Origin of the sequence: Salinicola avicenniae (genome assembly GCF_023736115.1) — a bacterium.
Taxonomy (GTDB): domain Bacteria; phylum Pseudomonadota; class Gammaproteobacteria; order Pseudomonadales; family Halomonadaceae; genus Salinicola; species Salinicola avicenniae.
In genome coordinates, this window is the sequence record NZ_JAKQZC010000003.1 from 58,567 (window position 1) to 84,693 (window position 26,127).

Sequence of the window (26,127 nt, forward strand, 5' to 3'; positions counted from 1 at the left end):
GGGCATTCCGGATGGCTCCCGTTATCGGTTGTCGGTGGCTCGTATCAGTGTTCGGTGAAGTGCATCCAGCGGCTGGGATGATCGTCCATCGGGTTGGCTTCCCAGCCTTCAAGCGTTGGCGAGACGAGCGCGAGCTTGATGTAGAAATAGAGTGGCAGCAGGGCGTAGTCGTCGAGCAGCACGCGCTCGGCACGAGCCATGGTAGCGCTGCGCCCGCTCGCATCTAGGGTGTTGGCTGCCTCGTCCATCAGTGAGTCGTACTCGGAGTTACTGTAGCCGGAGTGGTTGTTGGGCACGCCGGTATGGAACAGATCCAGGAAGTTGCTGGCATCGTCGTAGTCGGCGATCCATGGCGCCATGCCGATCTGGAAATCGCCCTGGCGCAGCTTGGCGTAGTAGACGGCGGCGTCGCTGTTCTGGAGCGTCACCTCGACGCCAAGCGGTTTCCACATAGCGGCCAGCGCGACCGGAATCCGTTTGGTATCCGGGTTGGTAATGGTGTCGAGAGTCAGGTGCAGCGGGTTCTGCGGACCATAGCCGGCCGCCTCCAGCAGGGCTCTGGCGCGGGCCAGGCGTTCATCCATCGTGTCGTCGACGAAGGCGAACCGGGGGCCGTCGTAGTCGCTGATCGCCGTGGGCACCAGGCTGAAGGCCGAGGGTTGGTCGAGCCTGGTGATCTGACGGGTGATGACCTGTCGGCGCAGGGCCAGGTTGAGCGCCTCGCGGATGCGACGGTCGTTCAGGACGCTGCCGTCACGCTGATTGAAGGCGAAATAGAAGGTCGCCAGGATGGGGGCTTCATGCAGGGCCTCGGACAGATTCTCGCGCGCCCACTCGATCCGTCCCTGAGGCACACTGTCGGCCATGTCGACTTCGCCGGCGCGGAAACGGTTGAGCGCGGCGCGAGCATCATCGATCGGCAGAAAGCGCACTTCGTCCAGCGCGACGTTTTCGGCATCGTGAAATTCGGGATTGCGGGTCGCGGCAATGTGATCGTGGGAGACCCACTCGCTCAGGGTGAAGGCGCCGTTGGAGATCAGGTTGCCGGGTTTGGTCCAGTCGCTGCCATAGGTGTCGATGGCTCGCTCCGGCACCGGAAAGGTCGAGGGATGACCCAGCATGTCGATAAAGTAGCCGGTCGGGCGCTCCAGCGTGACCTCCAGCGTGTGAGGATCGCTCGCCGTGACACCGAGCGTGTCGACCGGCTGATCGCCGCGATTGACCGCTTCCGCGCCCTGGATCGGGAACAGCATGTAGGCGTAGGGCGCGGCCAGCGCCGGGCTGAGGATTCGACGCCACGCATAGACGAAGTCGCCAGCCGTGACCGGCTCGCCATCCGACCATTTGGCGTCTTCCCGCAGATGAAAGGTGTAATGCAGTCCATCGTCGGAGCGCTCCCACGATGCCGCGACGCCGGGAACGATGTTGCCTGCCGCGTCGCGCGCTACCAGCCCTTCGAATAGATCGATAAGGATACTCGATTCCCAAGACCCGGTCGCCAATTGGGGGTCGAGCGTGGAGGGCTCGGCACCGTTGGCGCGACGGAGCACCTGCTTGCCGTCTTCGATAGCGGCTGCCGCCAGCGGTGGCGTCAGGGCTATCAGGGCGCACCCCACGCCTGCGATGAACTGCCGGATCGTCATGTTCGCGATGTCCTTTCCGCCGTGAGGCCGGCGGTCGTCTTGTTGTCATTGGCGGTTACCGGGGCCGCGCGCCCCGGTAAGCGTTCACTCCCGCGACAGCCAGCGTGACAGGTGCCGGTTCAGCGCGTTGTCCTCCCAGCCCTTGAGCTGCGGGTTGACCAGGTTGCGCGAGACATCGACGTAGATCGGTGCCACCGCATAGTCGGAAAGCGCCTGCCGCTCGGCTTGTTGCAGCAGCTGTTGACGAGTGTCTTCGTCGGTCTCGCGGCTGGCCTGCTGCATCAGCGCATCGAATGCCGGGCTACGGTAGCCGCCGTAATTCTTCGGCGCCTCGCTCTGCAGAATGCCGAGGAAGTTGCTGGCATCGTCGAAGTCCGCAACCCAGCTGGCGCGGCCGACGTCGAAGTTGCCTGCCGCGAGCTCGGCGTAATGTACGGCGCCTTCGGCGTTGACCAGTTCGGTCTCTACATTGAGCGGCTGCCACATCGCTGCGAGTGCCACGGCGATGCGCTTGTTGGCTTCGGTGGTGGAGTAGCGCAGGGTCAGTTCCAGCGGATGCTCCGGGCCGTAGCCTGCGTCCTGCAACAGCGTTTGTGCTCTGGCGAGGCGTGCGTCCTGGCTCTCTTCGACACCGGGCATCGTCTGGGCGTCGTAGTGAGCCACGCCCTGTGGCACGAAGCCGCTGGCGGGCGAGACCACGCCGCCCATGATTTGCTCGGCGATCACCTGGCGCCGAATGGCCAGATTGAGCGCTGCGCGCACGCGTCTGTCGGCGGTCGGGTGGCCGTCACGCTGATTGAGCGCGAAGTAGTAGTTGGCGAGCTGCGGCGCGAGGTGAGTGGCTTCGGGCAGGTTGGCCTGCAGCCACTGATATTGATCCGGCGAGAAGTCGCGCACGATATCGAGCCCGCCGGCACGGAAGCGCTGCAGCCCGGCGCTGCGATCCTCGACGGGGTAGTAGTCGACGCCGTCCAGGTTGACGTCGCCGGCGGCGTGGAACTCGGGGTTTTTCCTGGCAGCGATATGATCATGGGAGACCCAGCTCGTCGGCGTGAAGGCGCCGTTGGTCGCGATGTGGTCCATCTGTGTCCAGTCGTTGCCATAGCGATCGAGCAGGTGCGAAGGCACGGGCGACGCCGCGATATGCGCGAGCAGCGTCGGGAAGTAGGGCGTCGGCTGGTTGAGCGTGATCTCCAGCGTCTTGTCGTCGAGAGCCTCCACGCCCAGCGTCGGGGCGTCCGGTTCGCCGCGAGTCAGCGCCTCGGCGCCGCGAATCGAGTAGAAGAGGCTGGCGTAGACGGCACCGTTGGCAGGATCGAACAGGCGCCGGAAGGCGGTCACGAAGTCGTCTGCGATCACCGGCTCGCCGTCGGACCAGTCGGCGTCTTCCCGCAGGTGGAAGGTGTAGACCGTGCCGTCATTGCTGACGTCCCAGCGGCTGGCGGCGCCGGGGATGTATTGCCCCGCCGGGTCCAGCGTGACCAAGCCCTCGAACAGGTCGCCAAGCACATCGTTTTCCCAGGTGCTGCCGCCGATCCTTGCGCTGTCGAGCGAGGCCGGTTCGCCCTGAATGCCGATGGCCAGCGTGGCGGCGGAGGCGAGGCTGCCGAGCGGGGCGGTGCTCAGCAGCAGCAACAGGCCGATCCGGCCAAGTCGGCGAGTCTTTAAAGACCGGTGAACCTGTGAAGACCTGTGAATCCGTGAAGAGATAAGCTGTTCGAGCATGATCGAGTCCGTCCGTCGTCAGGCGCTGGTGATAACTGTTGTCGAGGCCGTTGTCTGCCTCGTCTCGATCCTACGCCGAGGGCTGTCCGGGAAGGTAGCGGCGAACCGCGCAAAGCTGTCGGTGATAGTCGCTGCCGCTGAGGCGGCGACACTCGATGCGCGCGTTGTTGGTCGGCGCATGCAGCATGCGATCGCCACCCAGATAGAGCGCCACGTGGTCGACCCGAAGGCGCCCGCTGTCGTCGGGCTTTTCGAAGAAGAGCAGGTCGCCGGCGGCCTGCCGGTCGATCGGGACGATCTGGCCGGTCTCGACCTGATCGCCGGTATCGCGAGGCAGGCGAATCCCGACGGCGGCAAACAGCGTATGCACCAGCCCGGAACAGTCATAGCCGAAGCTTGAGTTGCCGGCCCAGAGATAGCGCAGGCCGGCGAAGCGTCGCCCCAGTGTTTCCAGCATCGCTGCCGTGGCGGGCGGACGCGGCGTGTCGACGCGCACGGTGTCGCGCGGCAGGTAGCCCCGCCCCAGCGCGCAGCGGACGTACACTCGCTCGGCATCATAGCGACTGTCGGGGGCCGGGGGCTCGCCGAGTGGCTCTGCCGGGCGCAGGCGCGTCTGAAAGCTCAGTTTGACGGCCCGGTCGTTGGGTAGCCCCCGCAGCCAGGCAGTTGGCGCGGCAATCGAGAGCCTGGCCGCCGCGTCGAATGGCTCATCAGGTGCCGTGCTGTCCGCGACCAGCTGATCGGCAGGCAGCCAGCCCGGATAGCCTCGGGGATCCTGCGAGGAGGGCTGATCGGGGACCACGATGCGGCACCAGGCGCGGCCTTGGCTGTCTGTCGATCGCTCGAGAATCCTGACCGGGGTATCCAACAGGGCTTGGGTCACCAGCAGCTTGTCGTGACAGAGGCGCGCCCGCGTCGTGTCATCGAGCGCGGCCAGCCACGGCTCGAGTCGCGGCGGTTGCTCGAGCGCCGGTGCATCGATGCCGCGCGGTGCATCAGGCGAGCGCCAGAGACCGGCGACAGCCACGCCGATCCGTGCTCGATCCGTTGCCTGGACGCCGGCCATGCCGCTACTCCGAGAACTCGACCCAACGCGAAGGGTGGTCGTCCCCGACGTTGTCTTCCCAGCCGTCGATCTGCGGATTGACCAGGTTACGGGTGACGTAGGTCAGCATGGGAATAAAGGCATAGTCGTCCAGGGCCACGTTTTCGGCCTGCTCGAGCAGCGCCTCGCGGGCGTCGAGGTCCTGGGTCTGTGCAGCTTCATCCATCAGTGCGTCGTAGTCGTCGCTGGCATAGGCGCCGTAATTGTTGCCCACCCCCGAGTGCAATAGCGTGAGGAAGTTCTCGGCATCATTGTAATCGGCGATCCAGCCAGCACGGGCGACGTCGAAATCCCCCTGCTGAATGGTCTGGTAGTGGACGGTGGCTTCCGAGTTGATCATCTCGACGTCGACGCCCAAGGGTTGCCACATCGCCGCCACGGCGATGGCGATCTTCTTGTGCTCGTCGCTGGTGTTGTAGCGCAGACGCAGATGCAGGGGATGGTCCGGTCCGTAGCCGGCCTCCTCGAGCAGCGATTTCGCCCGGGCCAGGCGGGCGTCCATGTCGTCGCTGCCGAGGTCCATCTGCTGTGCGTCATAGTGGTTCGTGCCCGGCGGCACCATGGCCGTAGACGCCTTGAAGCTGCCGGCCATGATCTGCTCGGAAAGCACGTTGCGGCGAACCGTCAGGTTGAGTGCCTCGCGCACGCGCCTGTCGGCGGTGGCGTAGCCCTCGCGGTTGTTGAGCACGTAGTAGTAGGAGCCGAGCATCGGGCTCATGTGTGTGGCGTCGGGCAGGTTGTCGGTCAGCCACTGATAGCGGCTGGAGGGGTAGTCGCGCAGCACGTCGAGCTCGCCGGCACGGAAACGCGAGATGCCGGCATTGCGGTCCTCGACGGTGTAGTAGTTGACGCCATCGAGCGCGACCTCGTCGGCATCGTAATAGGTCGAGCTCTTCTCGACCGAGATGCGCGACTGGGAGACCCATTCGACCGGCTTGAACGCGCCGTTGGTCGCAATATGGTCCAGCTTGACCCAATCGCGGCCGTACTCGTCAACCAGGTGCTTGGGCACCGGGTAGGCGGTGTAATGGGTCAGCAGCTGGGGAAAGTAAGGCGTCGGGTGGTTGAGCGTGACCTTGAGCGTCCTGCCATCGTCGAGCGATTCGGCACCGAGCGTGTCGGCTTCGGCCTTGCCGGTGTTGATCGCCTCGGCGCCCTGGATCGGGTAGAGCATGTAGGCGTACTTGGAGGCGTTCTCCGGCGCCAGCAGATGCTGCCAGCCGAACACGAAGTCTTCGGCGGTCACCGGCTCGCCGTCGGACCACTCGGCGTCTTCACGCAGATGGAAGGTGTAGGTCTTGCCGTCGTCGGAAACGGCCCAGTCGGTTGCCATGCCCGGCAGCAGTTCGCCGTCCGGTGATTGCTTCAGCAGCCCCTCGAACACGTCCATCAGCACCTGGGACTCCCACACGCCGCCGGAGACCTGCGACGTGTCGAAGGAGGCGAGTTCGCCCTGAACGCCGATGTTCAGCGTCTCGGCCAGGGCAGCAGGGGACGGCAGGGCAATGGCAAGTGCCACGGCGCTCAGTGGCAGCAGCGTGCGGGCGGCGAAGGGGGTTGGCATGAATCTCGAACTCCAGCTTGTTCTTGTCTCGCTCGTCTCGAACGAGCGCGATACGGATGGCAGGCCGCCACCGGTCAGGCCGCTACCTTCGCGCGTACGCCCCGCCACGTCTAATTCAAATGGTGAATGGTGCGTTTCATCTGGCGAATATCGTGCATGACCGGTAGCCGCGGGTTACTCGTCGAGCGAGACCCAGCGCGAGGCGTGCATGTCGAGCGCATTGTCATGCCAGCCCTCGAGCGCCGGATTGACGAGGTTGCGCGAGCTGTAGGTGTAGATCGGCGTGAGCGGGTAGTCGGCAAGCGCCAGCGACTCGGCCTGTTGCATCAACTCGGCACGTTGGCCGGGGTCCTGCTCGGCATCCGATTGGCGCATCAGCGCATCGTACTCGTCGTCATGGTAGTCGCCGTAATTGTTCGCCTCCGCGGAGAGCAGCTGCAGGAAGTTCTGGGCGTCGTCGTAGCTCGAGATCCAGGCGGCCCGCGCGACCTGGAAGTCCGCTTCCATCAGGTCGGCGTAGTGGATGTTGGCCTCTGTGTTGCGAAGCTCGACATCGACGCCGAGCGGTTCCCACATCGCCGCCACGGCGACCGCGATCTGGCGGTGCTCGTCGCCGCTGTTGAAACGCAGCGTCAGTTCGAGCGGGTTATCGGGGGTATAGCCTGCCTCCTGCATCAACGCTCGGGCACGCGCTATCCGCGAGTCCATGTCGTCGTCGAGCCCCGGCTGGGATTGTGCCTGGTAGCCGCTGGTCCCCGGCGGCACCAGGGAGGAGGCCGGCTCGACGGCGCCTTTCAGTAGCTGTCGGGCAATTACCTCGCGGCGGATCGCCAGGCTCAGGGCCTCGCGGACGCGCGCATCGGCGACCGGCGAGTCGTCGTGCAGGTTGAAGACATAGTAGTAGGTGCCGAGCGAGGCAAAACGGTGCGTGGCATCCGGCAGGTTCTCCGAAAGTCGCGGATACTGCGCGGCCGGGTAGTCGCGCAGCACGTCCAGTTCACCGGCGCGGAATCGCTGGATGCCGGCGTTCTTGTCCTCCAGTGGATAGTAGTCGACCCCGTCGAGCGCGACATTGGCGGCGTCGTGATAGGCCGGGTTCTTCACCGTTTCCAGCTCGGTGTTGGCGGTCCAGCTCACCGGTTTGAAGGCGCCGTTGACGGCAATGTTCTCGGGGTTGCTCCAGTCATCGCCATACCTCTCGACGAGGTGTTGGGGAATCGGATAAGCGAAGGGCAGAACCAGCGTCTTGAGGAAATAGACCGTGGGTTCGGCCAGTGTGATCTGAAGCGTTTGTCCCTCGTCCAGCGAGGCCACGCCGAGGCTCTCGAGCGGTTTGTCACCGGCGTTGATCGCCCGGGCGTTGACCACCGGGTAGAGACGGTGCGCGTAGTTGGAGGCAGTCGCGGGGTCGACCTGGTGGCGGTAGGCATAGACGAAATCGTCGGCGGTGAGCGGTTCGCCGTCCGACCACTGGAGGTCGTCGCGCAGGTGGAAGGTGTAAGTGAGGCCGTCGTCCGAAATATCCCAGCGTTCGGCCGCGCCGGGGATGATCTGGCCGTCGCTGTCGATCGCGATCGGCCCTTCGAAGAGATCGCGCAGGACGTCCTCTTCCCACACGCCGCCGGTGATCCGGGCCGGGCTCAGCGAGGCGGGGTCGCCGGAGATTCCCATTTGCAGGGTGGCGGCCTGCAGCGGCAGGACGGTCAGGCTGGCGGCGGCGCCGATGGCGGTGGCAAGACGGGTGGCTGGCTTCACGGTGCGTTCCCTCGCGGCTGGATGGGTTTGGGTATCAATCGGCGCTTTCTGTCGCGCCAGGTTCTTGTGGTCTCGCCATGATCTCGGCGGCAGTCAATCTCGGCGACAGTCAATCTCGGCGCCGAGCGGTGATTTTCCCACCTTAGCGCATTGCGCGCCGCCGCACAGCGCCGCCTGGCCGCTACCGGGCGGGATGACGCTATGCCGGCCTTTGGCTACAATAGGCGTCCTTTTTTCGGCGAGTCGGCCTGCGCCCCCGGCGGTGCGTACCGGCTCGCCCCTGGCGATGTTGGCAGGAGCCCCATGCAAGAGATCAACCCGATCAACAACCTCATCAAGGACCTGTCCGAACGGACAGACGTCCTGAGGGGGTATCTTTGACTATGCCGAGAAGCAGGATCGGCTAGAAGAAGTCTCCCGCGAACTGGAAAACCCGGACGTCTGGAACGACCCCGACTATGCCCAGAAGCTGGGCAAGGAGCGGGCGTCGCTGGCTGCCGTGGTCGAAACCATCGATACGCTCGATGCGGGCCTCGCCGACAATCGCGAGCTGCTGGAGCTGGCGGTGATGGAGGAAGACGAGGAGACCGTCGAAGAGGTCAAGAAAGAACTCGGATATCTCGAAACCCAGCTCGACAAGCTGGAGTTCCGGCGCATGTTCTCCGGCGAGATGGACGAGAATAACGCCTATCTCGATATCCAGGCCGGCTCCGGCGGCACCGAGGCGCAGGACTGGGCTAACATGCTGCTGCGCATGTACTTGCGCTGGGCCGAGCACCACGGCTTCAAGGCGGAACTGACCGAGGTCTCCGCCGGCGAGGTGGCGGGTATCAAGTCGGCGACCGTGCATATTCAGGGCGAGTACGCCTTCGGCTGGCTGCGCACCGAGACGGGCGTGCATCGCCTGGTGCGCAAGAGCCCGTTCGACTCCGGCGGCCGTCGCCACACGTCGTTTGCCTCCGTCTTTCTTTCGCCGGAGGTGGACGACAACTTCGAGGTCGAGATCAACCCGGCCGATCTGCGCACCGACACCTATCGCTCTTCCGGCGCCGGCGGTCAGCACGTCAACACCACCGACTCCGCCGTGCGTATTACCCACGAGCCGACCGGTATCGTGGTGGCGTGTCAGAGCCAGCGCAGCCAGCACGCCAACCGCGACTTCGCCATGAAACAGCTGCGGGCGAAGCTGTGGGAACATGAGATGCAGAAGCGCAACGAGGCGAAGCAGGCCGCCGAGGACTCCAAGGCCGATATCGGCTGGGGCAGCCAGATCCGCTCCTACGTGCTCGACGATCAGCGCATCAAGGATCTGCGCACCGGGGTGCAGTCGAGCAACTGCGACAAGGTGCTCGATGGCGATCTGGATCAGTTTATCGAGGCGAGCCTCAAGCAAGGCCTCTGACGCGCGTGTCTGCGCTCGACGAGGCGGTGTTGCGCCGAAGCTCATCCTGCTCATGGACAACCACGTCCACTCCGCGGATTCGCGTCGGTGCGCCTACCCTCGTCATCGCTCGAACCACGCGCAGTGCTGGCGGGTCGGGCGGACATTCAAACCCGCTACCGGCTCGCGGCTCGCGGCTCGCGGCTTAACTTTCTTTTCGACAGGCGATGACATGGCGAATCAGGACAATCCGCAAACCCCCTCCGAGGCACAAACCGACGCGCAGGAAGAAAACCGGCTGATCGCGGAGCGGCGTGCCAAGCTGGCGGCACGACGCGAGCAGGCGGCGGAGCAGGGCGGTAGCGCCTTCCCCAACGATTTTCGTCGCGACAGCTTGGCAGCGGACCTGCAGGCCGAACTGGGTGACAAGGAGAAGCCGGAGCTGGAGGCGCTGGATCGCCAGGCGTCGGTTGCCGGGCGCGTCATGCGCAAGCGCGGCCCATTCGTGGTGATTCAGGACGCCTCCGGCCAGATCCAGTTCTACGTCGACAAAAAAGGGCTACCGGCCGAGCTGCTCGAGGATATCCAGAGCTGGGATATCGGTGACATCGTCGCCGGCACAGGGCCGGTTCACAAGTCCGGCAAGGGCGACCTCTACGTGATGATCGTCGAGGCGAAGCTGCTGACCAAGAGCCTGCGTCCGCTGCCCGACAAGTTCCACGGCCTGACCGACCTCGAAGCGCGCTATCGCCAGCGCTACGTCGATCTGATCATGAATCCGCAGTCGCGGCGTGTGTTCGAAGTCCGTTCCGGCGTGATCGCGGCCATCCGCCGTTTCATGGTCGAGCGCGGCTTCATGGAAGTCGAAACACCGATGTTGCAGCCGATCCCCGGCGGTGCCACGGCGCGTCCGTTCACGACGCATCACAATGCGCTGGATATCGACATGTATCTGCGCATCGCGCCGGAGCTCTACCTCAAGCGCCTGGTCGTCGGCGGCTTCGAGCGCGTGTTCGAGATCAACCGCAATTTCCGCAACGAGGGGCTGTCGACCCGACACAACCCCGAATTCACCATGCTCGAGTTCTACTGGGCCTACGCTGACTACCAGGATCTGCTCGATCTGACCGAAGCGATGATTCGTGAGGCGGCCCAAAGCGTGCTGGGCACCACCACTATCACTTACCAGGGCACCGAGTACGACCTGGGGCAGCCGTTCCAGCGGCTGACGCTGCGCCAGTCGATCCTCGAGTATGGTGATGGCATCGGCGAGGGCGATATCGATACCGTGGAGGGGGCTGCGGCAGTCTGCGAGCGTCTGGGTATCGCCATCAAGCCGAGTTGGGGGCTGGGCAAGCTGCAGACGGAGATCTTCGAGGAAGTCGCCGAACACCGGCTCGACCAGCCGACCTTCATCACCGAGTACCCGGCCGAGGTCAGTCCGCTGGCGCGGCGCAACGATACCAATCCGCACGTGACCGACCGCTTCGAATTCTTTGTTGGCGGGCGCGAACTGGCCAACGGCTTCTCCGAGCTCAACGACGCCGAAGATCAGGCCGAACGCTTCGCCGCCCAGGTTGCCGAGAAGGATGCCGGCGATCTTGAAGCGATGTACTACGACGCCGACTACGTGCGCGCGCTGGAGTACGGCATGCCGCCGACCGCGGGGGAAGGCATCGGCATCGACCGCCTGGTGATGCTGCTGACCGACAGTCCGTCGATTCGCGATGTGTTGCTCTTCCCGGCGATGCGTCCGGAATAACGCGAAGACGATACTCGTGCCGCCCAGCTGCGGCGTGGCGCGGTGCCTGGCGCGCCTCGTCGCCGATTGACGGCCTGGGCGCCTTGCCGTGAGGCGGCTGCCAGGCTGCCCTGGCGCCTGGCCAGCGCGAAACCACCCGGGGTCGCGTGCGGGGCTGGCGACATTGCGGCCCGCCTCCAAGAAACGCCATTGGTCACGAGCGCGACGAGCGCCCATAATGTCGGCGTTCTGCTATCTACCGGACTATGCCGGTTCTCATCACAGGGGTGACACCATGAAGCTGCTCAACCGTTCCGCACTCAGCGTGAAGCCCACTCAGGCATTCGTCGACTGGGTCAACTCACTGGAGCCCACCGTTGGCGACGACGATCTCACGCTCGATGATATCCGCGGCGAGAACACCGTCTACCTGATTCCCGAGATGGACACGCCGGAGGCGCTCAACGCCTACGTGGCGGAGCGCTACGTGGATATCCTCGATAGCGAGCTGCGTGCCTGGGAAGAAGATGAGCGGCAGTGGCCGGAAACGCTGGATTGGGCATTGTTCAATGCCTTTCTCGTCGTCGAACACAGCTACCTGGCTGTCGATCTCGATGACGAGGCGGCGATCGAGGTGTCGGAGGTCGACGACGCGCTGCTGATGGAGACCGACGAAGAGTGAGTGTGTGGGCTGATCTTCGAGGAATGACGGCGTCGGCGTGCCCGGCGGGTAGGTGGCGCAGCTCGTGCTGAGACGGCTTTTCGAGGAACGCGAGGGAGACGACGGCCTTCCCGGGCGCGAGCGCAAGCTGGCAATGCTGGCGATGATCACCGGGACGCAGATGGCGGTGCTCGATAACGGCATCGTCAATATCGCGCTGCCGACGCTGGCGGAGCAGCTGGCGATCAGCGGGTCGGAGTCGATCTGGATTGCTAACGTCTACCAGCTGGTCACGGCGGCACTGCTGCTGACGTTTGCCGCACTTAGCCGTCGGATCGGCCGGCATCGGCTCTATATCGGCGGGCTGGCGATCTTTACCCTTGCCTCGCTGGGCTGTGCTCTGGCGCGCTCGTTCGAGTTCCTGTTGGTCACCCGTGGGCTGCAGGCCATCGGTGCCGCGGCGATGCTGAGCATCGGCCCGTCGCTCTATCGCATCATCTTTCCCACGCGCCTGCTGGGGTCGGCGATCGGCCTGAGTGCGCTCACCGTGGCTTTCGGAATCGCCGCCGGGCCCTCGCTCGGCGGACTGATCCTGCACGTTGGCAGCTGGCCGTGGCTGTTCGCGATCAACGTGCCGATCGGAGTGGTCGCGCTGGTGCTCGGCATCCGCTCCTTGCCGCGTGAAGCGCCGCAGGCGGTGCGTCTCGATATATGGGGCGCCCTGCTCTCCATTGTCATGCTGAGCGGTAGCGTATTCGCACTCGACCAGTTCGGGCACGGCGAAGGCGGTGCAACGGCGATTGCCACGCTGGCTCTGGCGATGGCCTGTCTGGCGGGCTTCATCTATCGCCAGCGTCACGTCTCGCAGCCGCTGGTGCCGCTGGCCTTGTTCACGGAGCCACGCTTCTCGTTCGCCGCGGCGACCTCGACCTTCGCGTTTCTGGCCCAGGGCATCGCTTTCGTGGGGCTGCCGTTTCTCTATCAGACCGTCATGGGCGTCTCGCCGATCATGTCGGCCGTGCTGTTCACGCCCTGGCCGCTGGTGATCATGATTATCGGACCGCTGGCCGGACGGCTGGCGGACAAGCGCAACCCCGCCTTGATCAGCTCCATCGGGCTGGCGCTTTTCCTGCTCGGTATGCTGGCATTGAGCGGTCTCGGTGCGGCATCGAGCTATCTGGACGTGATCTGGCGTACGGCGCTCTGCGGCATCGGCTATGGCCTGTTTCAGGCCCCCAACAATCGCGAAATGATCGGCAGCGTGCCGGTCGAGTTGAGCGCCAACGCCTCCGGCGTGCTGGCCTCGGTGCGAACTTTTGGGCAGTCGTTGGGGACGGCCTCTGTCGGCTTGGTGCTGGGGCTCTCCTTCGGCTCGCTGACGCTATCGCTGTGGCTGGGCTGTGTCTCGGTTATGGTGGCGCTGGCACTGAGCCTCTATCGCGTGCCAATGGCGACCCGGCGACACCCGCGCTGACGCTAGCCGATATGCCAGTCGTGCCGGCGAGGGATGGCAGGAGAGGGCGCGTACCCGTCGCTTGGCGTGACGCTCGCGGCATCGCCGCACACCGCGGCGGGACGTTACACTGGATTTCCAGGCACAGGAGGAGCTGACATGAGTGTTCAGGCACGAATCGAAGAAAAGCTCGCGGCGCTGAGCCCCGTCCATATGACGGTCGAGAACGAGAGCCACATGCATCATGTGCCGCCCGATTCCGAAACCCATTTCAAGGTCACGCTGGTCTCCGAGCGCTTCACCGGGCTAATGCCGGTCAAGCGCCACCAGATGATCTATTCGACGCTGGCCGACGAGCTGGCCGGGCCGGTGCACGCGCTGGCGCTGCATCTCTATACCCCGCAGCAGTGGGCGGCACGCGGGGCGAACCGGCCCGACTCGCCCCACTGCCGGGGAGGAGGCCACCCGTGACGCCGGATCCGCAGCGTCTGCAGTATCTCGAGGCCATGGGCATCGCTGCCTGGACCTCGCGCTACCGTTTCGTCAACGCCCGCGCGACCGAGCAGGGCGAATGGCAGCCGGCTGGCCGGCCGGCGCAGGCGGCTCCCGGTGAGCGGCTGCATGCGCTGCTCGAAGACGCACAGCGTGCGCCGGCGGCACCGCCGGCCGAAGCGGTAGCGTCCGCCGATCCGTCGCCGACCGAGACGAAGGGGCCGACCGGCAGCGAGTCGGTGCCGGCGACCTCGCGGGTTCGCGCGCTGCTCGGCGACCAGACGCCGGAGACCAGTCCGGCAACCGCTGCGGCTGACGACAGCGAGATCGTCGAAGCGCGCGAGCCGGAAGTGCTTGCCGATCCGTTGCGCTTCTCGCTGTCGCTGGGCGTGATCGGTGAACGCTGGTGGCTGATGCTCCCGGGCGAACGGGCGCTATCGCCCCAGGACGAAGCGCTGCTCTGCCAGCTGCTGCAGGCCGCCGGCTTGCCGCCGCGCTGGCGAGCGGTAGCGACGCTCGACTGGCCGCTCATGGCCACCCGGGTGGCCGATCCGGCGGGCGAAGCGCGAGAAGGGATTCAGGTCTTCTGCGCCGGACAGGCCCAGCGCAACGGTCTGTCGATCGACGGGGCGATTGTCGTCGAGGGCGATGCTGCCTGGCAGGCACTGCTCGAGCGTGACTATGGGTCGTCGGAATCGGTAGCAGAGCTGGATTTTGCCACCTTCCGCTGGCCTCACCCCGCGGACCTGCGCCTCTCGGCGGCTGCCAAGCGAGCTGCCTGGCAGCGCCTGCAGTCGGCGTCGGCGGCCTGGCGCGATCTTGCTCCGGCCTGAGCCAGGGTCCGGTTGCTCGATACCATGATCTCATCCCCTCTGCCTGTCCGGCTCGGCCCCGAACACCTCCCGGCGCTGCTCGCCTTCGAGCAGGCGGCGAATGACGACGCCTGGTCTGTGCCGCTGCTGCGTGCTGCGCTGGCCGACGCCGACTATGACGTCTGGGCGCTATGGGAGACGGATAAGGCGCTGTGTGCGGTGGCCATCGTCGCGCACCTGCCGTTCGATGCCGAGCTGCAGTCGATCTGCGTGCTGCCCTCGGTCCGCCGGCGTGGCGTGGCGGCTCGCCTGCTGGCCTGGGTGTTGGATCAGGCCGAAAGGCGGGGAGCTGAGCGGCTGCTGCTGGAACTGCGCGAGTCCAATACCGCGGCGCGGCGTCTCTACGAGCGCCAGGGTTTCACGTTCGACGGCCAGCGTCGTGGCTATTACCGACGTGCGGATGGGGGGAGCGAGGACGCGATACTCATGTCGCGATGTCTGAACGAATATCTGAACGATAGCCTCGATACCTGAACAACTCTTTCAGTCATTAGGCGATCGTCTGGTATCCGAAAACCCAGGGGCAAGCGGGGAACAGAAGGCGGGCGGCGACGGGGGCGCCGCCCTGACGGCGCGCCGTGATCAGGCGGTCTCGCCGTTGCTGCTCTCGTCCAGCGACTGCAGCTTGTCGAGCAGACCGCCGAGACGCTGTTCCCACTCTTGGCGCTCCTGCTGGAGACGGGCGTTCTCCGCCTTGAGCTCTTCGTTTTCCATTTTCAGCATCTCGATGCTGTCGACCGCGTTCTGAATCTTCTGCTCGAGCTGGGCGAAGAGTTCACCGTTCATCGCTATCTCCTGAAACGTTCATGGGGGTTCCCGGGCTGGCCGCCGGGGAGTCCGGCTGGCGCCAGCGTACGTGGCGAGTTCGTCGCCGACAAGCGTCTCGAATCGGCGACGTCAGCCGCTGTCGCCGTGGCGGCGAAAGAGTCGTCCATGGCTGTCTCCGGCGCGAACCTCGCGATGCAGATGCCACCCCGCCGGCGGCTGCCAGTCGAGCGTGTGCTCGGTCTCGACATAGATCATCGCATCCGGGGCCAGCCAGCCGCGTTGCTCCAGGCATTCGCAGGTCGCCTCGGCCAACCCTTGGCGGAAGGGCGGGTCGAGAAAGACGATATCGAACGGCGACGGGGGGCGCGCCAGAAAGTCGGCGCTGGTGGCGGTCTGGATCTCACCCTCGGCATCGAGTGTCTTCAGATTGGTCGCCAGCGCTTCCGCCACGGCCGGCATGGATTCCACGAAGGTGACCTGACCCGCGCCGCGGGAGAGGGCTTCAAGCCCCAGTGCGCCGGTGCCGGCGAAGAGATCGAGCACGCGACGACCGGGCAGCTCGAAAGCGAGCCAGTTGAACAGCGTCTCGCGTACTCGGTCCGGCGTCGGGCGCAGTCCCGGACTGTCCGGTATCGGCAACTGGCGGCGACGAAAACGGCCGCCGATCAGGCGCAGCTGGCCTTTACCCCGGTGCGGGGTGTTGCGGTCCTGACTGGGAGGTCCGCCCGGTGTGCGGCGGGCGCGTTCGGAGGCGCGGGAACGTCGTCGATTCATGACGCGGGATTGTATGACAAGCGCGATGGCGTGACGAGCGGTTGTACCCCCGTCATCCTCGCGGTGATACGATGAGCGTTCGATATCGAACTTTTTCCGAAGCCACATCGACGGTTGCCCTTGCGGTGTCGACGATGTCGCTGTCAGCAGTGAAGCCATCCATGTTCGGACTATTCAAGAGTCGCAAGAAACAGCAGCAGGAGCAGGAAGCGGCGCGCCGCCGTGAAGCGGAAGCCGATGAGAACCGTGCCGCTTCGGAATCCGCGTCATCCGAGGAGACGCTGGAGAGCGAGCCGGTCGCCGCTAACACTTCCGAGAGTGCCGCGACGGCATCCGCTGCTCAGCCGCAGCACGCCGCTGAGGGCGAACCACAGGAGACGGTGCGGGAAAAAGCGGCCGCCAGTGAAGCCGCGGAGATCGAAACCGCCGCTGTCGCGCCCCCACCGGATGGCGAGCCCCATGCCGAAGAAGAGACGGCCGCCGAGTCTGAATCTCAACGGCCTGCAGCCCCTTCTTCGGCCCCCGAAGACGCGGCCGATGAGGCGGGCGACGCGAGTCCGGTCAGCGTTGCCGAGCCGGCCCCCGAGGCGGTGGTCCACTACGACCCGGCGGCGGTGGAAGAGGAGGCCGCCCGCGAGGCCCTGAGCGAGCCGCTACCGGCCGAGGCGTCTCAATCCGCCGTCGAGGAGACGCCGGCCGAGGGCACGCGAGAAGCGGAGCTGGCGACCGATGTCACGCCGGCGCCAGCACCGCGAGAGAAGCCCAAGGGAGGCTGGCTGGCGCGCGTGCGAGCCGGTCTCAGCCGTACCCGTTCGAATCTGACCGACGGTATTGCCGACCTGCTATTGGGCAAGAAGCAGATCGATGACGACCTGATTGAGGATCTCGAGACGCAGCTGCTGATGGCGGATGTCGGCATCGAGGCGACCAGCGAGATCATCGAGCGGCTGACCGAGCGGGTTTCGCGCAAGGAGCTGGCCGATGCCGAGGCGCTCTATCGGGCGCTGCAGGAGGAGCTGGCTGCGCTGCTCGAGCCGGCGACGCAGCCGCTCGTGCTGCCGCCCAAGGGGGAAGGGCCGTTCGTGATCCTGATGGTCGGGGTCAATGGCGTCGGCAAGACGACCACGATCGGCAAGTTGACCCAACGCTTTCAGAACGAAGGACGCAGCGTGATGCTCGCTGCCGGTGATACCTTCCGGGCGGCCGCGGTGGAGCAGCTCAAGGTCTGGGGCGAGCGCAATCACGTACCGGTGATCGCTCAGCACACCGGGGCCGACAGCGCTTCTGTGATCTATGACGCGCTGGCAGCGGCGCGGGCGCGCGGCGTCGATGTGCTGATCGCCGACACCGCCGGCCGCCTGCACAACAAGAGCCACCTGATGGAAGAGCTCAAGAAGGTGCAGCGGGTGATGTCCAAGCTCGACGCAGCGGCGCCTCACGAGGTCATGCTGGTGCTTGATGCTGGCACCGGCCAGAACGCCCTGTCTCAGGCAAGTACCTTCAACGAGGCGATCCCGGTCACCGGGATTACGTTGACCAAGCTCGATGGTACCGCCAAGGGTGGCATCATCTTTGCGCTGGCGCAGAAAATGGGCATGCCGATCCGCTTTATCGGGGTCGGCGAGTCGCTCGAGGACCTGCGCCCGTTCGACGCGAATACCTTCGTCAAGGCGCTCTTCGACCGGGACGGTGACGCCGATTCATGATTGCGTTCGAGCACGTGGGTAAGCGTTACGGCGGGCGCTTCGAGGCGCTTGCCGATATCCACTTCCGCATCGGGCGGGGGGAGATGGTGTTTCTCACCGGTCACTCCGGTGCGGGCAAGAGCTCACTGCTGCGTTTGATCATGCGGCTCGAACGGCCCTCGCGCGGTCGCGTCATGGTGGCCGGTCACGATATCGATCGGCTGCACATCAGCCAGATTCCCTTCTATCGCCGGCAGATCGGCGTCGTCTTCCAGGATCACCAGCTACTCTTCGATCGCGACGTCTTCGCCAACGTGGCCCTGCCGCTGACCATCCAAGGGGTCGAGCCGGTGGACGCAGCGCGCCGGGTGCGGGCAGCGCTGGACAAGGTCGGGCTGCTGCATCGCGAGCGCGCGTTGCCGATCGAGCTTTCCACCGGCGAGCAGCAGCGGATCGGCATCGCACGGGCGGTGGTCAACAAGCCGGCGCTGCTGCTCGCGGACGAGCCAACCGGTAACCTCGACCCGCAGCTCTCCACCGATATCATGCGTCTGTTCGAGGACTTCAACCGAATCGGCACCACGGTGATGATCGCCAGTCACGATCTGGCGTTGATCGCTCGCTTGCGTCATCGCGTGCTCAAACTGCGCGAGGGGCGACTGATCAACGACGAGGGGGCGGCATGAGTGAGCGTCAGGCGACGGGGGCGTCGCGGCGTAGCACGCAGCGTCCGCAGCGTCGGGCGGGTGGCGGTGGCCGAGCTTGGCTTCGACACCATCGGGCGATGATGACGGACAGCGCCGGCCGGCTGGTACGCCATCCGGTCGCGACGCTGCTGACCATGCTGGCGATCGCCATTGCGCTGATTCTGCCGGCGGGGCTGTGGCTGACGCTGGATAGCGCTCGCCTGCTCGATGCCGAACTCGACGACAGCGCCACGCTGACGTTGTATCTCGCCGCGGATGTCGACGAGACCCGGGCCATGGCGGTAGCCACCGAGGTCGGTCAGCAACCGGGCGTCGGCGGCACCCGCCTGATTACGGCAGCTGAAGGATTGTCGACGTTCCAGCAGGCGCTGGGGCTGGAAGATGCGCTGTCGCAGCTCGGCAGCAATCCACTGCCGGCGAGCGTGGTGGTGACGCCTGAACGGACCGATCCCGACGCCGTACAGGCGCTGGGTGGCCAACTTCAGGCGGTCGAGGGGGTCGGCGAGGTGCGTCTCGATCTGGCATGGCTCGATCGGTTGCAGCAGCTGGCGGCGCTGGGCCGGCGGGTCGCGCTGGGGCTCGGCGTGTTGTTTGGCCTCGGCGTCCTGCTGGTCGTCGGTAATACCGTGCGGCTGGCGGTCGAGAGCCGTCGTCAGGAGATCGAGGTGGTGACGCTTATCGGCGCGACGCATGCTTTCGTGCGACGGCCGTTTCTCTATAGCGGCGCCTGGTACGGGCTCGGCGGCGGCCTGCTGGCACTGCTCATTCTGGGGCTCGGCGGCAACTGGCTGGCGTCTCCGGTGGCCGCCCTGGCACAAAGTTACGGTGCCCAGTTCGCGTTGCCGTCGATGAGCTTGACGAATTCGGCATTTCTGCTGTTTTTTAGTACCATGTTGGGCTGGCTTGGCGCGTGGCTCGCCGTCGGTCGTCATCTTGCCGACATCAAGCCGCGCTAGCCTGCGTCGGGCTCGTCAAAGGTCGGTTTCCTGTCATGGTGGAAGCAGGCGAAGCTCGAACGGTGGCGGCGATCGCGCCGCGAATCCGGCCGGAAGACGCTGGCCGGCATTGAACTTTTGTCTAGACTGAGGGTCATAAAGGCAACCTCGTAGACAGGCAGAACAACCTGCTGCGACGTGTCGCGGCAGCGGATCGAGCGCTGGCTCTCCGCGGTCAGACACGTCGCCTAGTACGGAGACATTGCATATGAGCACGAGTCTTCAACCCATCGGGAACCTTTCCCCGGGGAACGATCTCAACGGCTACATTCAGGCCGTGAATGGCATTCCGGTACTGACCGCGGATGAAGAGCGCGACTTGGCCGTGCGTTTGCACGAAGAAGATGACCTCGAATCCGCCCGCCGGTTGATCATGTCGCATCTTCGCTTCGTGGTGCACATTGCACGCAGCTACTCCGGTTACGGCCTGCCGCAGGCCGACCTGATCCAGGAAGGCAACGTCGGCCTGATGAAGGCCGTCAAGCGCTTCGACCCTTACCAGGGCGTGCGACTGGTGTCGTTTGCCGTCCACTGGATCAAGGCCGAGATTCACGAATACGTGTTGCGCAACTGGCGCATCGTCAAGATCGCGACCACCAAGGCCCAGCGCAAGCTGTTCTTCAACCTGCGCAGCGCCAAGAAGCGTCTTGCCTGGTTGAACAACGACGAAGTCGATGCGATCGCCAAGGATCTGGACGTCAAGCCGACGGTGGTACGTGAAATGGAAGGGCGCCTGTCGGCGTATGATGCCGGCTTCGATGCCAATCCGGCTGAAGACGAAGACCAGGGGTATCAGGCGCCGGCGCAGTATCTGGAAGATCGCAGCTTCGACCCGGCCGCGCAGCTCGAGGCGGATGACTGGGAAGCTGACTATACGCGTCGGTTGCGCGAGGCGCTGGGTGAGCTGGACGAGCGGTCGCGAGACATCCTGCAGCGGCGCTGGCTCGCCGAGCAGAAGTCCACGCTGCACGAGCTGGCCGATGTCTACGGCGTTTCGGCGGAGCGTATTCGCCAGCTCGAGAAGAATGCCATGAAGAAGATTCGCCAACGTCTGGGCGACTCTCTCGCGGCCTGATCCGACAGCGCTCAAGACGTCGATTGATGGGGACCGGAGTCACAGCGGACCGGCGGCGAATCGATAGTGCAGAGGCAGCGAATGAAAAAGCCCGGCCACTGGCCGGGCTTTTTCGTGGGCGCTCGTCTCGATGTACTCACTCAGGTCTGACTGGCCGTCCGGCGGTACGCCGAGGCGTTGTAACTCAGACCGATGAAGTCTGCGGCGCCTGCGCCAGCAAGCCGCTGCCCAGCAGTCGCCACTGATCTTCCCAGTGGGTGGTCGGCCGGTGGCGAAAATCACTGCGCACGTATTGACTGACTCTTCCTTCGACAAAGGCCGAGAGCAGGTTGGCCGCGGCCGAGGTGGGCAACTGGGCTTTCAGCCCCTCGCGTAGCTCCGCCTCGCGCAAGATCTGCTTGAACTGGGTCTCCAGGCGCTCGAATAGTTGCGACATGCGGGTGCGCAGTCGAGCGGTTTCACCCGTCAACACGTCACCATCCATCAGGCGGCTGAGCCCCGGATTCTTTTCGGCAAAGACCAGGACGAGCTGCAGGATGCGTTCGCAGCGATCGAGTGCGGTCGGCGTATCGTCGAGAATGCGCCGAATACGCTCGAACAGGCTGGCCTCGATGAACTCGATCAGCCCCTCGAACATGCGTGCTTTGCTCGGGAAGTGGCGATACAGCGCCGCTTCACTGACCCCGACCTGACGAGCGAGGGCGGCGGTCGTGATTCGCTTGCCGCTGTCCTCTTCCAGCATCAGAGCCAATGCCTGGAGGATCTGGTCGCGGCGGGAGAGTGGGGAAGTTGCCTGCGTCATGACGTTGTTATCTACCGCTTAGGTTCTGCTCCATCCTGGAGCGACCCGGCCCCTGAGTGCCGGGGCGGGCCTTCCCGGCCCGCGATGGATCGGATGCCGCCTTACGAATCGTCGCGGTTGTCGATGATCTGGGTGCCGACACCGGCATCGGTGAAGATTTCCAGCAGCGTCGAGTGCACCACGCGGCCATCGACGATGACGGCGCTGCCGACGCCGCCCTTGACGGCATCCAGCGCGCAGCGGATCTTCGGCAGCATGCCACCATAGATGGTGCCGTCGGCGATCAGGGCGTCGACCTGTTCGGTTGAAAGCCCAGTCATCACGTTGCCCTCGGCATCCTGCAGGCCGGCGACGTTGGTCAGCAGCATCAATTTCTCGGCCTGCAGTGCCTCGGCGACCTTGCCGGCCACCAGATCGGCGTTGATGTTGTAGCTGTGGCCTTCACGGTCGACACCGATCGGCGCGATGACCGGGATGAAGTCCTTGGCGGCGAGCATTTCGATCAGATCGGTGGAGACATGCTCCACCTCGCCCACGTGGCCAATATCGATAATCTCCGGTTCGGTCATTTCCGGCGCGTGCTGGTGCACTTTCAACTGGCGGGCAAGGATCTGGGCGTTGTCCTTGCCGGTCAGGCCGATCGCCTTGCCACCGCACTGGTTGATCTGGTTGACGATGCTCTTGTTGACCAGCCCGCCCAGGACCATCTCGACCACATCCATCGTTTCGGCATCGGTGACGCGCATGCCGTTGACGAAACGCGACTCGATGTTCAGCCGCGCCAGGAGCTGACCGATCTGCGGGCCGCCGCCGTGCACGACGACCGGGTTGATGCCGACTTCCTTCATCAGCACCATGTCGCGAGCGAAGGAGTCGATCAGGGTGTCTTCGGTCATGGCGTTGCCGCCGTACTTGACCACGACGGTCTTGCCCGAGTAGCGCTGAATGTAGGGCAATGCCTCGGAAAGAATCTCGACCACGTGACTCGGGTCGCGTGAATTCGCACTCATGAACATGTCTCTCTTGGTGATTCGATGCGCCATTGGCGCGCTACCGTTGGCATATCGGTCGGAAAGGGGTGTGCCTCAAAATGGCAGCTCAAGACCCGGCTCGACCGCTAACAGCGCCTCGCGGAAACGGTCCTGCACGCGCGTCAGTGCGTCGCGATCCCGGCCTTCGAAGCGCAGGACCAGTACAGGCGTGGTATTGGAGGCGCGACACAGGCCCCAGCCATCGGGATAGTCGACACGGATACCATCCAGAGCCGTCTTGATGCCGTCCTTGCCGAAGTCGCCGTGCTCGGTCACCCGGGCGACGAGAGCGAACTTGGTGTCGTCGGTGACTTCGACGTGAAGCTCTGGCGTACTCTCGTCCTGAGGAAAACGTGCGAAGAAGGTATCGGTGTCTTCCGGCTGACGAGCGAGGATCTCCAGCAGCCGCGCCGCGGCATAGAGGCCATCGTCAAAGCCGTACCAGCGCTCCTGGAAGAAGATATGACCGCTCATCTCGCCGCCGAGCAGAGCGCCGGTCTGCCTCATGCGCGCCTTGATCAATGAATGGCCGGTAAGCCACATTTCCGGCTCGCCACCGGCCTGCTCGATCAGGTTGGCCAGGTTGCTTGAGCATTTGACGTCGAAGATCACCCGGGCGCCGGGTTGCCGCTCGAGTAGATCGAGCGCGAAGGCCATCATCAGGCGGTCGGGATAGAGAATCTCGCCGCGTGGCGTGACTACGCCGAGGCGGTCGCCGTCGCCGTCGAATGCCAGGCCGATATCCGCCTGAGTCTCGTGCACACGGGCGATCAGATCTTGCAGGTTTTCCGGCTTGCCGGGATCGGGATGATGGTTAGGGAAGTCGCCATCGATCTCCGCAAAGAGCGGGATGGTGTCGACGCCCAGCGCCTCGATCAGGCGCGGCCCCAGTTCGCCGGCGACGCCGTTGCCGCAGTCGACGACCGCCTTGAGTGGGCGCTCGACGACGATACCCCCGAGGATACGCTCGAGATAGGCCTGGCGGATATCACGCTGCTCGAGCGTGCCGTTGCCGTCGCTCAAATCCTGCTGCCGGATGCGTGTTCGCAGGGCGGCAATGGCTTCGCCGTAGAGGGCTGCGCCGTTGAGCACCACCTTCAGGCCATTGTAGTCCGGTGGATTGTGACTGCCGGTGACCATCACGCCGCTGGCGCTCTCTGGCAGGGTGGCGGTCGCGAAGTAGAGTACTGGCGTCGGCACGCGACCGATGTCGATGACGTGGCATCCGGCCCCGCGCAGACCGCGAATCAGGGCGGCCTGCAAGGCAGGGCCGGAGTGGCGGCCATCGCGGGCCACGATCACCGACTGCTCTCCACGGGCGAGTGCCTCGCTGCCGATCGCTCGCCCGATCCATTCGACTCCGGCCTCGGTGAGCGTCTGGCCGACGATGCCTCGAATGTCATAGGCACGGAAGATCGAGTCGGGTATCGGGTTGACGGGCGGTTCATTCGTCATCGTGTTGTTGTCGCTCCCTCATCGTTGTTGCGCCGACGTGTCACTTTGGTGCCACGGTTCGAGTGCCAGGGAGACGGACGCCGTCCCATCGGTTATCAGCCACTCGCCTTCCATCAAGGTGGCGTCGAGCGCCAGATTGCGACTGACCCGTTCGGTCAAGGCGGCGAGAGGCTCCGCGGGCAGGTTCCAGACCTCGACGCGGGACAGGGCGCTGACATCGGCACCCAGTTTTTTCCACCATTGCTCGGCGCTGCGCGGGGAATAGGGATAGATCCGTACGCGCTCCGCCCGCGAGAGCCCCTGCTTGATGCGCTTCAGGGAGGGTTCGCCCAACTCGATCCACAAGCGCGTTCGCCCGTCTTCTGCCTGCAGCCACAGATCCGGCTCGTCGTCATTGCTCAGGCCGCGCGTCATGGCAAGATCATCGTGTGCGTTGTCGATGAACGCGATGAGCCGAGCCATCAGTCGCGTCGGCGTCTCCGAGGGATGACAGGCGATCGTCAGCGCGTGGGCGCCGTAGTAGTGGCGGTCAAGATCGCTGACGTTGAGTCGGGTTTTATAGATGGTTGCGCTAAGGGCCACGGCGATCCGCTCTCGAGAAGGTCAATCACTGGCGCCCGGAGTGGCCGAAGCCACCCGCGGCGCGTTCGGTGGCGACGAACTCTTCGACGATCTCCAGCTCCGCCTGGACGACCGGTACCAGCACATACTGCGCCAGACGCTCGCCAGGCTCGAGGATGAACGTCTCCTGCCCCCGGTTCCAGACCGAGATCATCAGTTCGCCCTGGTAGTCGGAGTCGATCAGGCCGACCAGGTTGCCGAGGACGATACCGTGCTTATGGCCGAGCCCCGAGCGCGGCAGCACGACACCGGCGAGCTGTGGGTTACCGATATGGATGGCCAGGCCGGTACGCACCAGCTCGCTGTCGCCGGGCGCAAGGGTCAACGGTTCGTTCAGCAGGGCGCGCAGATCCATGCCGGCGCTGCCCTCGGTGGCGTAATGCGGCAGCGGGTAGTCGCGTACCCGCTCGTCGAGAATCTTGACCGAGAGGCTGGGTGCGGTGGCGGATGTCGGGGGGAATGACATGATGAAGAAGCGTTCCTGATAAAAGCGTGTTGCCACTAGCTTACCACCGCTCGGCGTGAGAGCGGTCAGCCGACGAGAGCCGATCAGGGCAGGCGCGTGGCGATGTGATCGAGGATGGCGCCGGCCAGTGCCGGTTTGGGCTGGCGCGATAGTGCCAGTCGCCGGATATCGCGATCTTCCTGCCATAGCAGCGTAGCCGCATTGTCGTCGCTGCCGAATCCGATGTCGCGATCGGAGACATCGTTGGCGACGATCAGGTCGAGCCGCTTGCGTGCGAGCTTGTCACCGGCATGGTTCTCCAGCTCGCGGGTCTCGGCGGCGAAGCCCACGGTAAAGGGGCGGTCGGCGCGGGCGGCGATGGTCGCAACGATATCCGGGTTGCGTACCAGGGTCAGGCTGAGTCCGTCGTCGCCGTCGCCTTTTTTCAGCTTGTGTTCGGCAATCTCGGCGGCCCGGTAGTCTGCCACCGCGGCGCAGCCAATGAAGAGATCGCAGGGCTGTTGCGCCTCGACCGCCGCGAGCATTTCCGTGGCCGAGAGCACGTCGACGCGTGTCACTCCCGGCGGCGTGTCGAGGGTTACCGGGCCGCTGACCAGCGTGACCTCGGCGCCCCGCGCGACGCAGGCCGCGGCGAGCGCGTAACCCATCTTGCCGGAGCTGTGGTTGGAGAGATATCGAACCGGGTCGAGGGCTTCGCGTGTCGGGCCGGCGGTGATCACAACGCGCAGGCCGGCCAGTTGTCGAGCCGTCGCGTCGCGGTCGGTGAGAAGTGGCACCCCGGCATCGAGCGATGCACTCAGCCGGCCGAGGATCGTCTCGGGTTCGAGCATGCGACCGGGGCCGATGTCGCCGCAAGCCTGGTCGCCGGCATCCGGGCCGAGCAGCGTCCAGTCCAGCGTCTCAAGGCGTTCCGCATTGGCCAGCGTGGCGGGATGGCGCCACATGGCCTGATTCATCGCCGGTGCCATTAGGCAGCGCGCTTCGGTGGCGAGACAGAGCGTCGTCAGTAGATCATCAGCGTGGCCATGGGCCAGGCGTGCCATCAGGTCGGCGGTAGCTGGAGCGATCAGGATGATATCCGCCCACTTCGCCAGTTCGATATGACCCATGCCGGCTTCTGCCTCCGGGTCCAGCAGCGAGGTGCGCACCGGCTCGCCGGTCAGAGCCTGCAGCGTCAGTGGAGTGATGAAGGCCTGGGCGCCTTCGGTCATCACCACGCGCACCTCGGCGCCTGCCTTCTTCAACAGGCGCGCAAGGTGGGCGCTCTTGTAGGCGGCGATGCCGGCACTGATGCCCAGCAGGACGCGCTTGCCGAAGAGCGAAGGGGAGAGCGACGAGGTCGACATGGCCGGAAAT

At 65.0% G+C, this 26,127-nt stretch carries 24 protein-coding genes; 11 read left to right on the top strand and 13 right to left on the bottom strand.

The window, feature by feature from the left end; genetic code table 11:
- Positions 1 to 44: 44 nt before the first annotated feature.
- From MC381_RS06760 to MC381_RS06780, 5 genes are all read right to left on the bottom strand, one after another.
- Positions 45 to 1,643, bottom strand: coding sequence for a peptide ABC transporter substrate-binding protein (locus MC381_RS06760; protein WP_251976978.1), 1,599 nt, complete (start codon positions 1,641 to 1,643; stop codon positions 45 to 47).
- 84 nt (positions 1,644 to 1,727) lie between these two features.
- Entirely contained in the window at positions 1,728 to 3,278 is a 1,551-nt protein-coding gene (locus MC381_RS06765; RefSeq protein ID WP_251976979.1) for a peptide ABC transporter substrate-binding protein, read from the bottom strand.
- Between the two features lie 160 nt (positions 3,279 to 3,438).
- A complete protein-coding gene (locus MC381_RS06770) occupies positions 3,439 to 4,434 on the bottom strand; it encodes a C40 family peptidase (RefSeq protein WP_251976980.1) in 996 nt (331 codons plus the stop codon).
- A gap of 4 nt (positions 4,435 to 4,438) precedes the next feature.
- Positions 4,439 to 6,037, bottom strand: coding sequence for a peptide ABC transporter substrate-binding protein (locus MC381_RS06775; RefSeq protein ID WP_251976981.1), 1,599 nt, complete (start codon positions 6,035 to 6,037; stop codon positions 4,439 to 4,441).
- Between the two features lie 174 nt (positions 6,038 to 6,211).
- Positions 6,212 to 7,792, bottom strand: coding sequence for a peptide ABC transporter substrate-binding protein (locus MC381_RS06780; protein WP_251976982.1), 1,581 nt, complete (start codon positions 7,790 to 7,792; stop codon positions 6,212 to 6,214).
- Between the two features lie 303 nt (positions 7,793 to 8,095).
- On the opposite strand from MC381_RS06780, the gene prfB reads away from it, so the two are divergent.
- The 7 genes from prfB (at position 8,096) to MC381_RS06815 (ending at position 14,866) form a co-directional block, all read left to right on the top strand.
- A protein-coding gene (gene prfB / locus MC381_RS06785) for a peptide chain release factor 2 (RefSeq protein ID WP_251976983.1) occupies positions 8,096 to 9,194 on the top strand; the annotation gives its coding sequence in 2 pieces (ribosomal slippage) (positions 8,096 to 8,170 and positions 8,172 to 9,194; 1,098 coding nt in all).
- A gap of 211 nt (positions 9,195 to 9,405) precedes the next feature.
- Positions 9,406 to 10,935, top strand: coding sequence for a lysine--tRNA ligase (gene lysS, locus MC381_RS06790; protein ID WP_251976984.1), 1,530 nt, complete (start codon positions 9,406 to 9,408; stop codon positions 10,933 to 10,935).
- A 274-nt stretch (positions 10,936 to 11,209) separates the two neighbouring features.
- Positions 11,210 to 11,596: a hypothetical protein gene (locus tag MC381_RS06795; protein ID WP_251976985.1), complete on the top strand. Its 387-nt coding sequence runs from the start codon at positions 11,210 to 11,212 to the stop codon at positions 11,594 to 11,596.
- Positions 11,597 to 11,660: 64 nt separating this feature from the next.
- Complete coding sequence (locus MC381_RS06800) at positions 11,661 to 13,049, top strand: MFS transporter (protein ID WP_319022836.1); 1,389 nt, start codon at positions 11,661 to 11,663, stop codon at positions 13,047 to 13,049.
- Positions 13,050 to 13,187: 138 nt separating this feature from the next.
- Complete coding sequence (locus tag MC381_RS06805) at positions 13,188 to 13,499, top strand: BolA family protein (protein WP_251976986.1); 312 nt, start codon at positions 13,188 to 13,190, stop codon at positions 13,497 to 13,499.
- A complete protein-coding gene (locus MC381_RS06810; RefSeq protein ID WP_251976987.1) occupies positions 13,496 to 14,353 on the top strand; it encodes a hypothetical protein in 858 nt (285 codons plus the stop codon). Before MC381_RS06805 ends, MC381_RS06810 begins: the two co-directional genes overlap by 4 nt.
- Positions 14,354 to 14,377: 24 nt before the next feature.
- Complete coding sequence (locus MC381_RS06815; RefSeq protein ID WP_251976988.1) at positions 14,378 to 14,866, top strand: GNAT family N-acetyltransferase; 489 nt, start codon at positions 14,378 to 14,380, stop codon at positions 14,864 to 14,866.
- Between the two features lie 108 nt (positions 14,867 to 14,974).
- On the opposite strand, the gene MC381_RS06820 is transcribed toward MC381_RS06815, so the two are convergent.
- Both MC381_RS06820 and rsmD read right to left on the bottom strand, forming a co-directional pair.
- Positions 14,975 to 15,178, bottom strand: a complete 204-nt coding sequence (locus MC381_RS06820) for a cell division protein ZapB (protein ID WP_251976989.1) — start codon at positions 15,176 to 15,178, stop codon at positions 14,975 to 14,977.
- Between the two features lie 111 nt (positions 15,179 to 15,289).
- Positions 15,290 to 15,934 carry a 16S rRNA (guanine(966)-N(2))-methyltransferase RsmD gene (gene rsmD, locus MC381_RS06825; RefSeq protein ID WP_251976990.1) on the bottom strand — a complete coding sequence of 215 codons (645 nt, stop codon included), beginning with the start codon at positions 15,932 to 15,934 and terminating at the stop codon, positions 15,290 to 15,292.
- A gap of 161 nt (positions 15,935 to 16,095) precedes the next feature.
- Between rsmD and ftsY the strand changes: the two genes are divergently transcribed.
- The 4 genes from ftsY to rpoH all read left to right on the top strand — a co-directional run bounded on the left by ftsY (position 16,096) and on the right by rpoH (position 20,396).
- A complete protein-coding gene (gene ftsY, locus MC381_RS06830) occupies positions 16,096 to 17,640 on the top strand; it encodes a signal recognition particle-docking protein FtsY (protein ID WP_251976991.1) in 1,545 nt (514 codons plus the stop codon).
- On the top strand, positions 17,637 to 18,305 hold the full coding sequence (ftsE, locus tag MC381_RS06835) for a cell division ATP-binding protein FtsE (protein WP_251976992.1): 669 nt from the start codon (positions 17,637 to 17,639) through the stop codon (positions 18,303 to 18,305). Before ftsY ends, ftsE begins: the two co-directional genes overlap by 4 nt.
- The gene (gene ftsX / locus MC381_RS06840) at positions 18,302 to 19,282 is read left to right on the top strand and encodes a permease-like cell division protein FtsX (RefSeq protein WP_251976993.1); all 981 of its coding nucleotides are present in this window, start codon (positions 18,302 to 18,304) and stop codon (positions 19,280 to 19,282) included. The genes ftsE and ftsX overlap by 4 nt, the downstream gene beginning before the upstream one ends.
- A 247-nt stretch (positions 19,283 to 19,529) precedes the next feature.
- Entirely contained in the window at positions 19,530 to 20,396 is an 867-nt protein-coding gene (rpoH, locus tag MC381_RS06845; protein ID WP_251976994.1) for an RNA polymerase sigma factor RpoH, read from the top strand.
- A gap of 184 nt (positions 20,397 to 20,580) precedes the next feature.
- On the opposite strand, the gene slmA is transcribed toward rpoH, so the two are convergent.
- The 6 genes from slmA to coaBC form a co-directional block, all read right to left on the bottom strand.
- Positions 20,581 to 21,198: a nucleoid occlusion factor SlmA gene (gene slmA, locus MC381_RS06850; RefSeq protein WP_251976995.1), complete on the bottom strand. Its 618-nt coding sequence runs from the start codon at positions 21,196 to 21,198 to the stop codon at positions 20,581 to 20,583.
- 101 nt (positions 21,199 to 21,299) lie between these two features.
- Positions 21,300 to 22,208 (bottom strand): acetylglutamate kinase, encoded by a 909-nt coding sequence (argB, locus tag MC381_RS06855; RefSeq protein WP_251976996.1) that lies wholly within the window; start codon positions 22,206 to 22,208, stop codon positions 21,300 to 21,302.
- Between the two features lie 75 nt (positions 22,209 to 22,283).
- The gene (locus MC381_RS06860; protein WP_251976997.1) at positions 22,284 to 23,684 is read right to left on the bottom strand and encodes a phosphomannomutase/phosphoglucomutase; all 1,401 of its coding nucleotides are present in this window, start codon (positions 23,682 to 23,684) and stop codon (positions 22,284 to 22,286) included.
- A gap of 18 nt (positions 23,685 to 23,702) precedes the next feature.
- The gene (locus MC381_RS06865; RefSeq protein ID WP_251976998.1) at positions 23,703 to 24,266 is read right to left on the bottom strand and encodes a YaeQ family protein; all 564 of its coding nucleotides are present in this window, start codon (positions 24,264 to 24,266) and stop codon (positions 23,703 to 23,705) included.
- Between the two features lie 25 nt (positions 24,267 to 24,291).
- Positions 24,292 to 24,771: a dUTP diphosphatase gene (gene dut, locus MC381_RS06870; RefSeq protein WP_251976999.1), complete on the bottom strand. Its 480-nt coding sequence runs from the start codon at positions 24,769 to 24,771 to the stop codon at positions 24,292 to 24,294.
- 83 nt (positions 24,772 to 24,854) lie between these two features.
- A complete protein-coding gene (gene coaBC / locus MC381_RS06875; protein ID WP_251977000.1) occupies positions 24,855 to 26,117 on the bottom strand; it encodes a bifunctional phosphopantothenoylcysteine decarboxylase/phosphopantothenate--cysteine ligase CoaBC in 1,263 nt (420 codons plus the stop codon).
- Between the last annotated feature and the right edge of the window lie 10 nt (positions 26,118 to 26,127).

Coding starts and splice junctions, on each gene's coding strand:
- slmA (WP_251976995.1), bottom strand. CDS start 21,198: ATGACGCAGGCAACTTCCCCACTCTCCCGCCGCGACCAGATCCTCCAG.
- rsmD (WP_251976990.1), bottom strand. CDS start 15,934: ATGAATCGACGACGTTCCCGCGCCTCCGAACGCGCCCGCCGCACACCG.
- ftsE (WP_251976992.1), top strand. CDS start 17,637: ATGATTGCGTTCGAGCACGTGGGTAAGCGTTACGGCGGGCGCTTCGAG.
- rpoH (WP_251976994.1), top strand. CDS start 19,530: ATGAGCACGAGTCTTCAACCCATCGGGAACCTTTCCCCGGGGAACGAT.
- dut (WP_251976999.1), bottom strand. CDS start 24,771: ATGTCATTCCCCCCGACATCCGCCACCGCACCCAGCCTCTCGGTCAAG.
- MC381_RS06760 (WP_251976978.1), bottom strand. CDS start 1,643: ATGACGATCCGGCAGTTCATCGCAGGCGTGGGGTGCGCCCTGATAGCC.
- MC381_RS06820 (WP_251976989.1), bottom strand. CDS start 15,178: ATGAACGGTGAACTCTTCGCCCAGCTCGAGCAGAAGATTCAGAACGCG.
- MC381_RS06770 (WP_251976980.1), bottom strand. CDS start 4,434: ATGGCCGGCGTCCAGGCAACGGATCGAGCACGGATCGGCGTGGCTGTC.
- MC381_RS06775 (WP_251976981.1), bottom strand. CDS start 6,037: ATGCCAACCCCCTTCGCCGCCCGCACGCTGCTGCCACTGAGCGCCGTG.
- MC381_RS06815 (WP_251976988.1), top strand. CDS start 14,378: ATGATCTCATCCCCTCTGCCTGTCCGGCTCGGCCCCGAACACCTCCCG.
- lysS (WP_251976984.1), top strand. CDS start 9,406: ATGGCGAATCAGGACAATCCGCAAACCCCCTCCGAGGCACAAACCGAC.
- argB (WP_251976996.1), bottom strand. CDS start 22,208: ATGAGTGCGAATTCACGCGACCCGAGTCACGTGGTCGAGATTCTTTCC.
- MC381_RS06805 (WP_251976986.1), top strand. CDS start 13,188: ATGAGTGTTCAGGCACGAATCGAAGAAAAGCTCGCGGCGCTGAGCCCC.
- MC381_RS06795 (WP_251976985.1), top strand. CDS start 11,210: ATGAAGCTGCTCAACCGTTCCGCACTCAGCGTGAAGCCCACTCAGGCA.
- ftsX (WP_251976993.1), top strand. CDS start 18,302: ATGAGTGAGCGTCAGGCGACGGGGGCGTCGCGGCGTAGCACGCAGCGT.
- ftsY (WP_251976991.1), top strand. CDS start 16,096: ATGTTCGGACTATTCAAGAGTCGCAAGAAACAGCAGCAGGAGCAGGAA.
- MC381_RS06860 (WP_251976997.1), bottom strand. CDS start 23,684: ATGACGAATGAACCGCCCGTCAACCCGATACCCGACTCGATCTTCCGT.
- coaBC (WP_251977000.1), bottom strand. CDS start 26,117: ATGTCGACCTCGTCGCTCTCCCCTTCGCTCTTCGGCAAGCGCGTCCTG.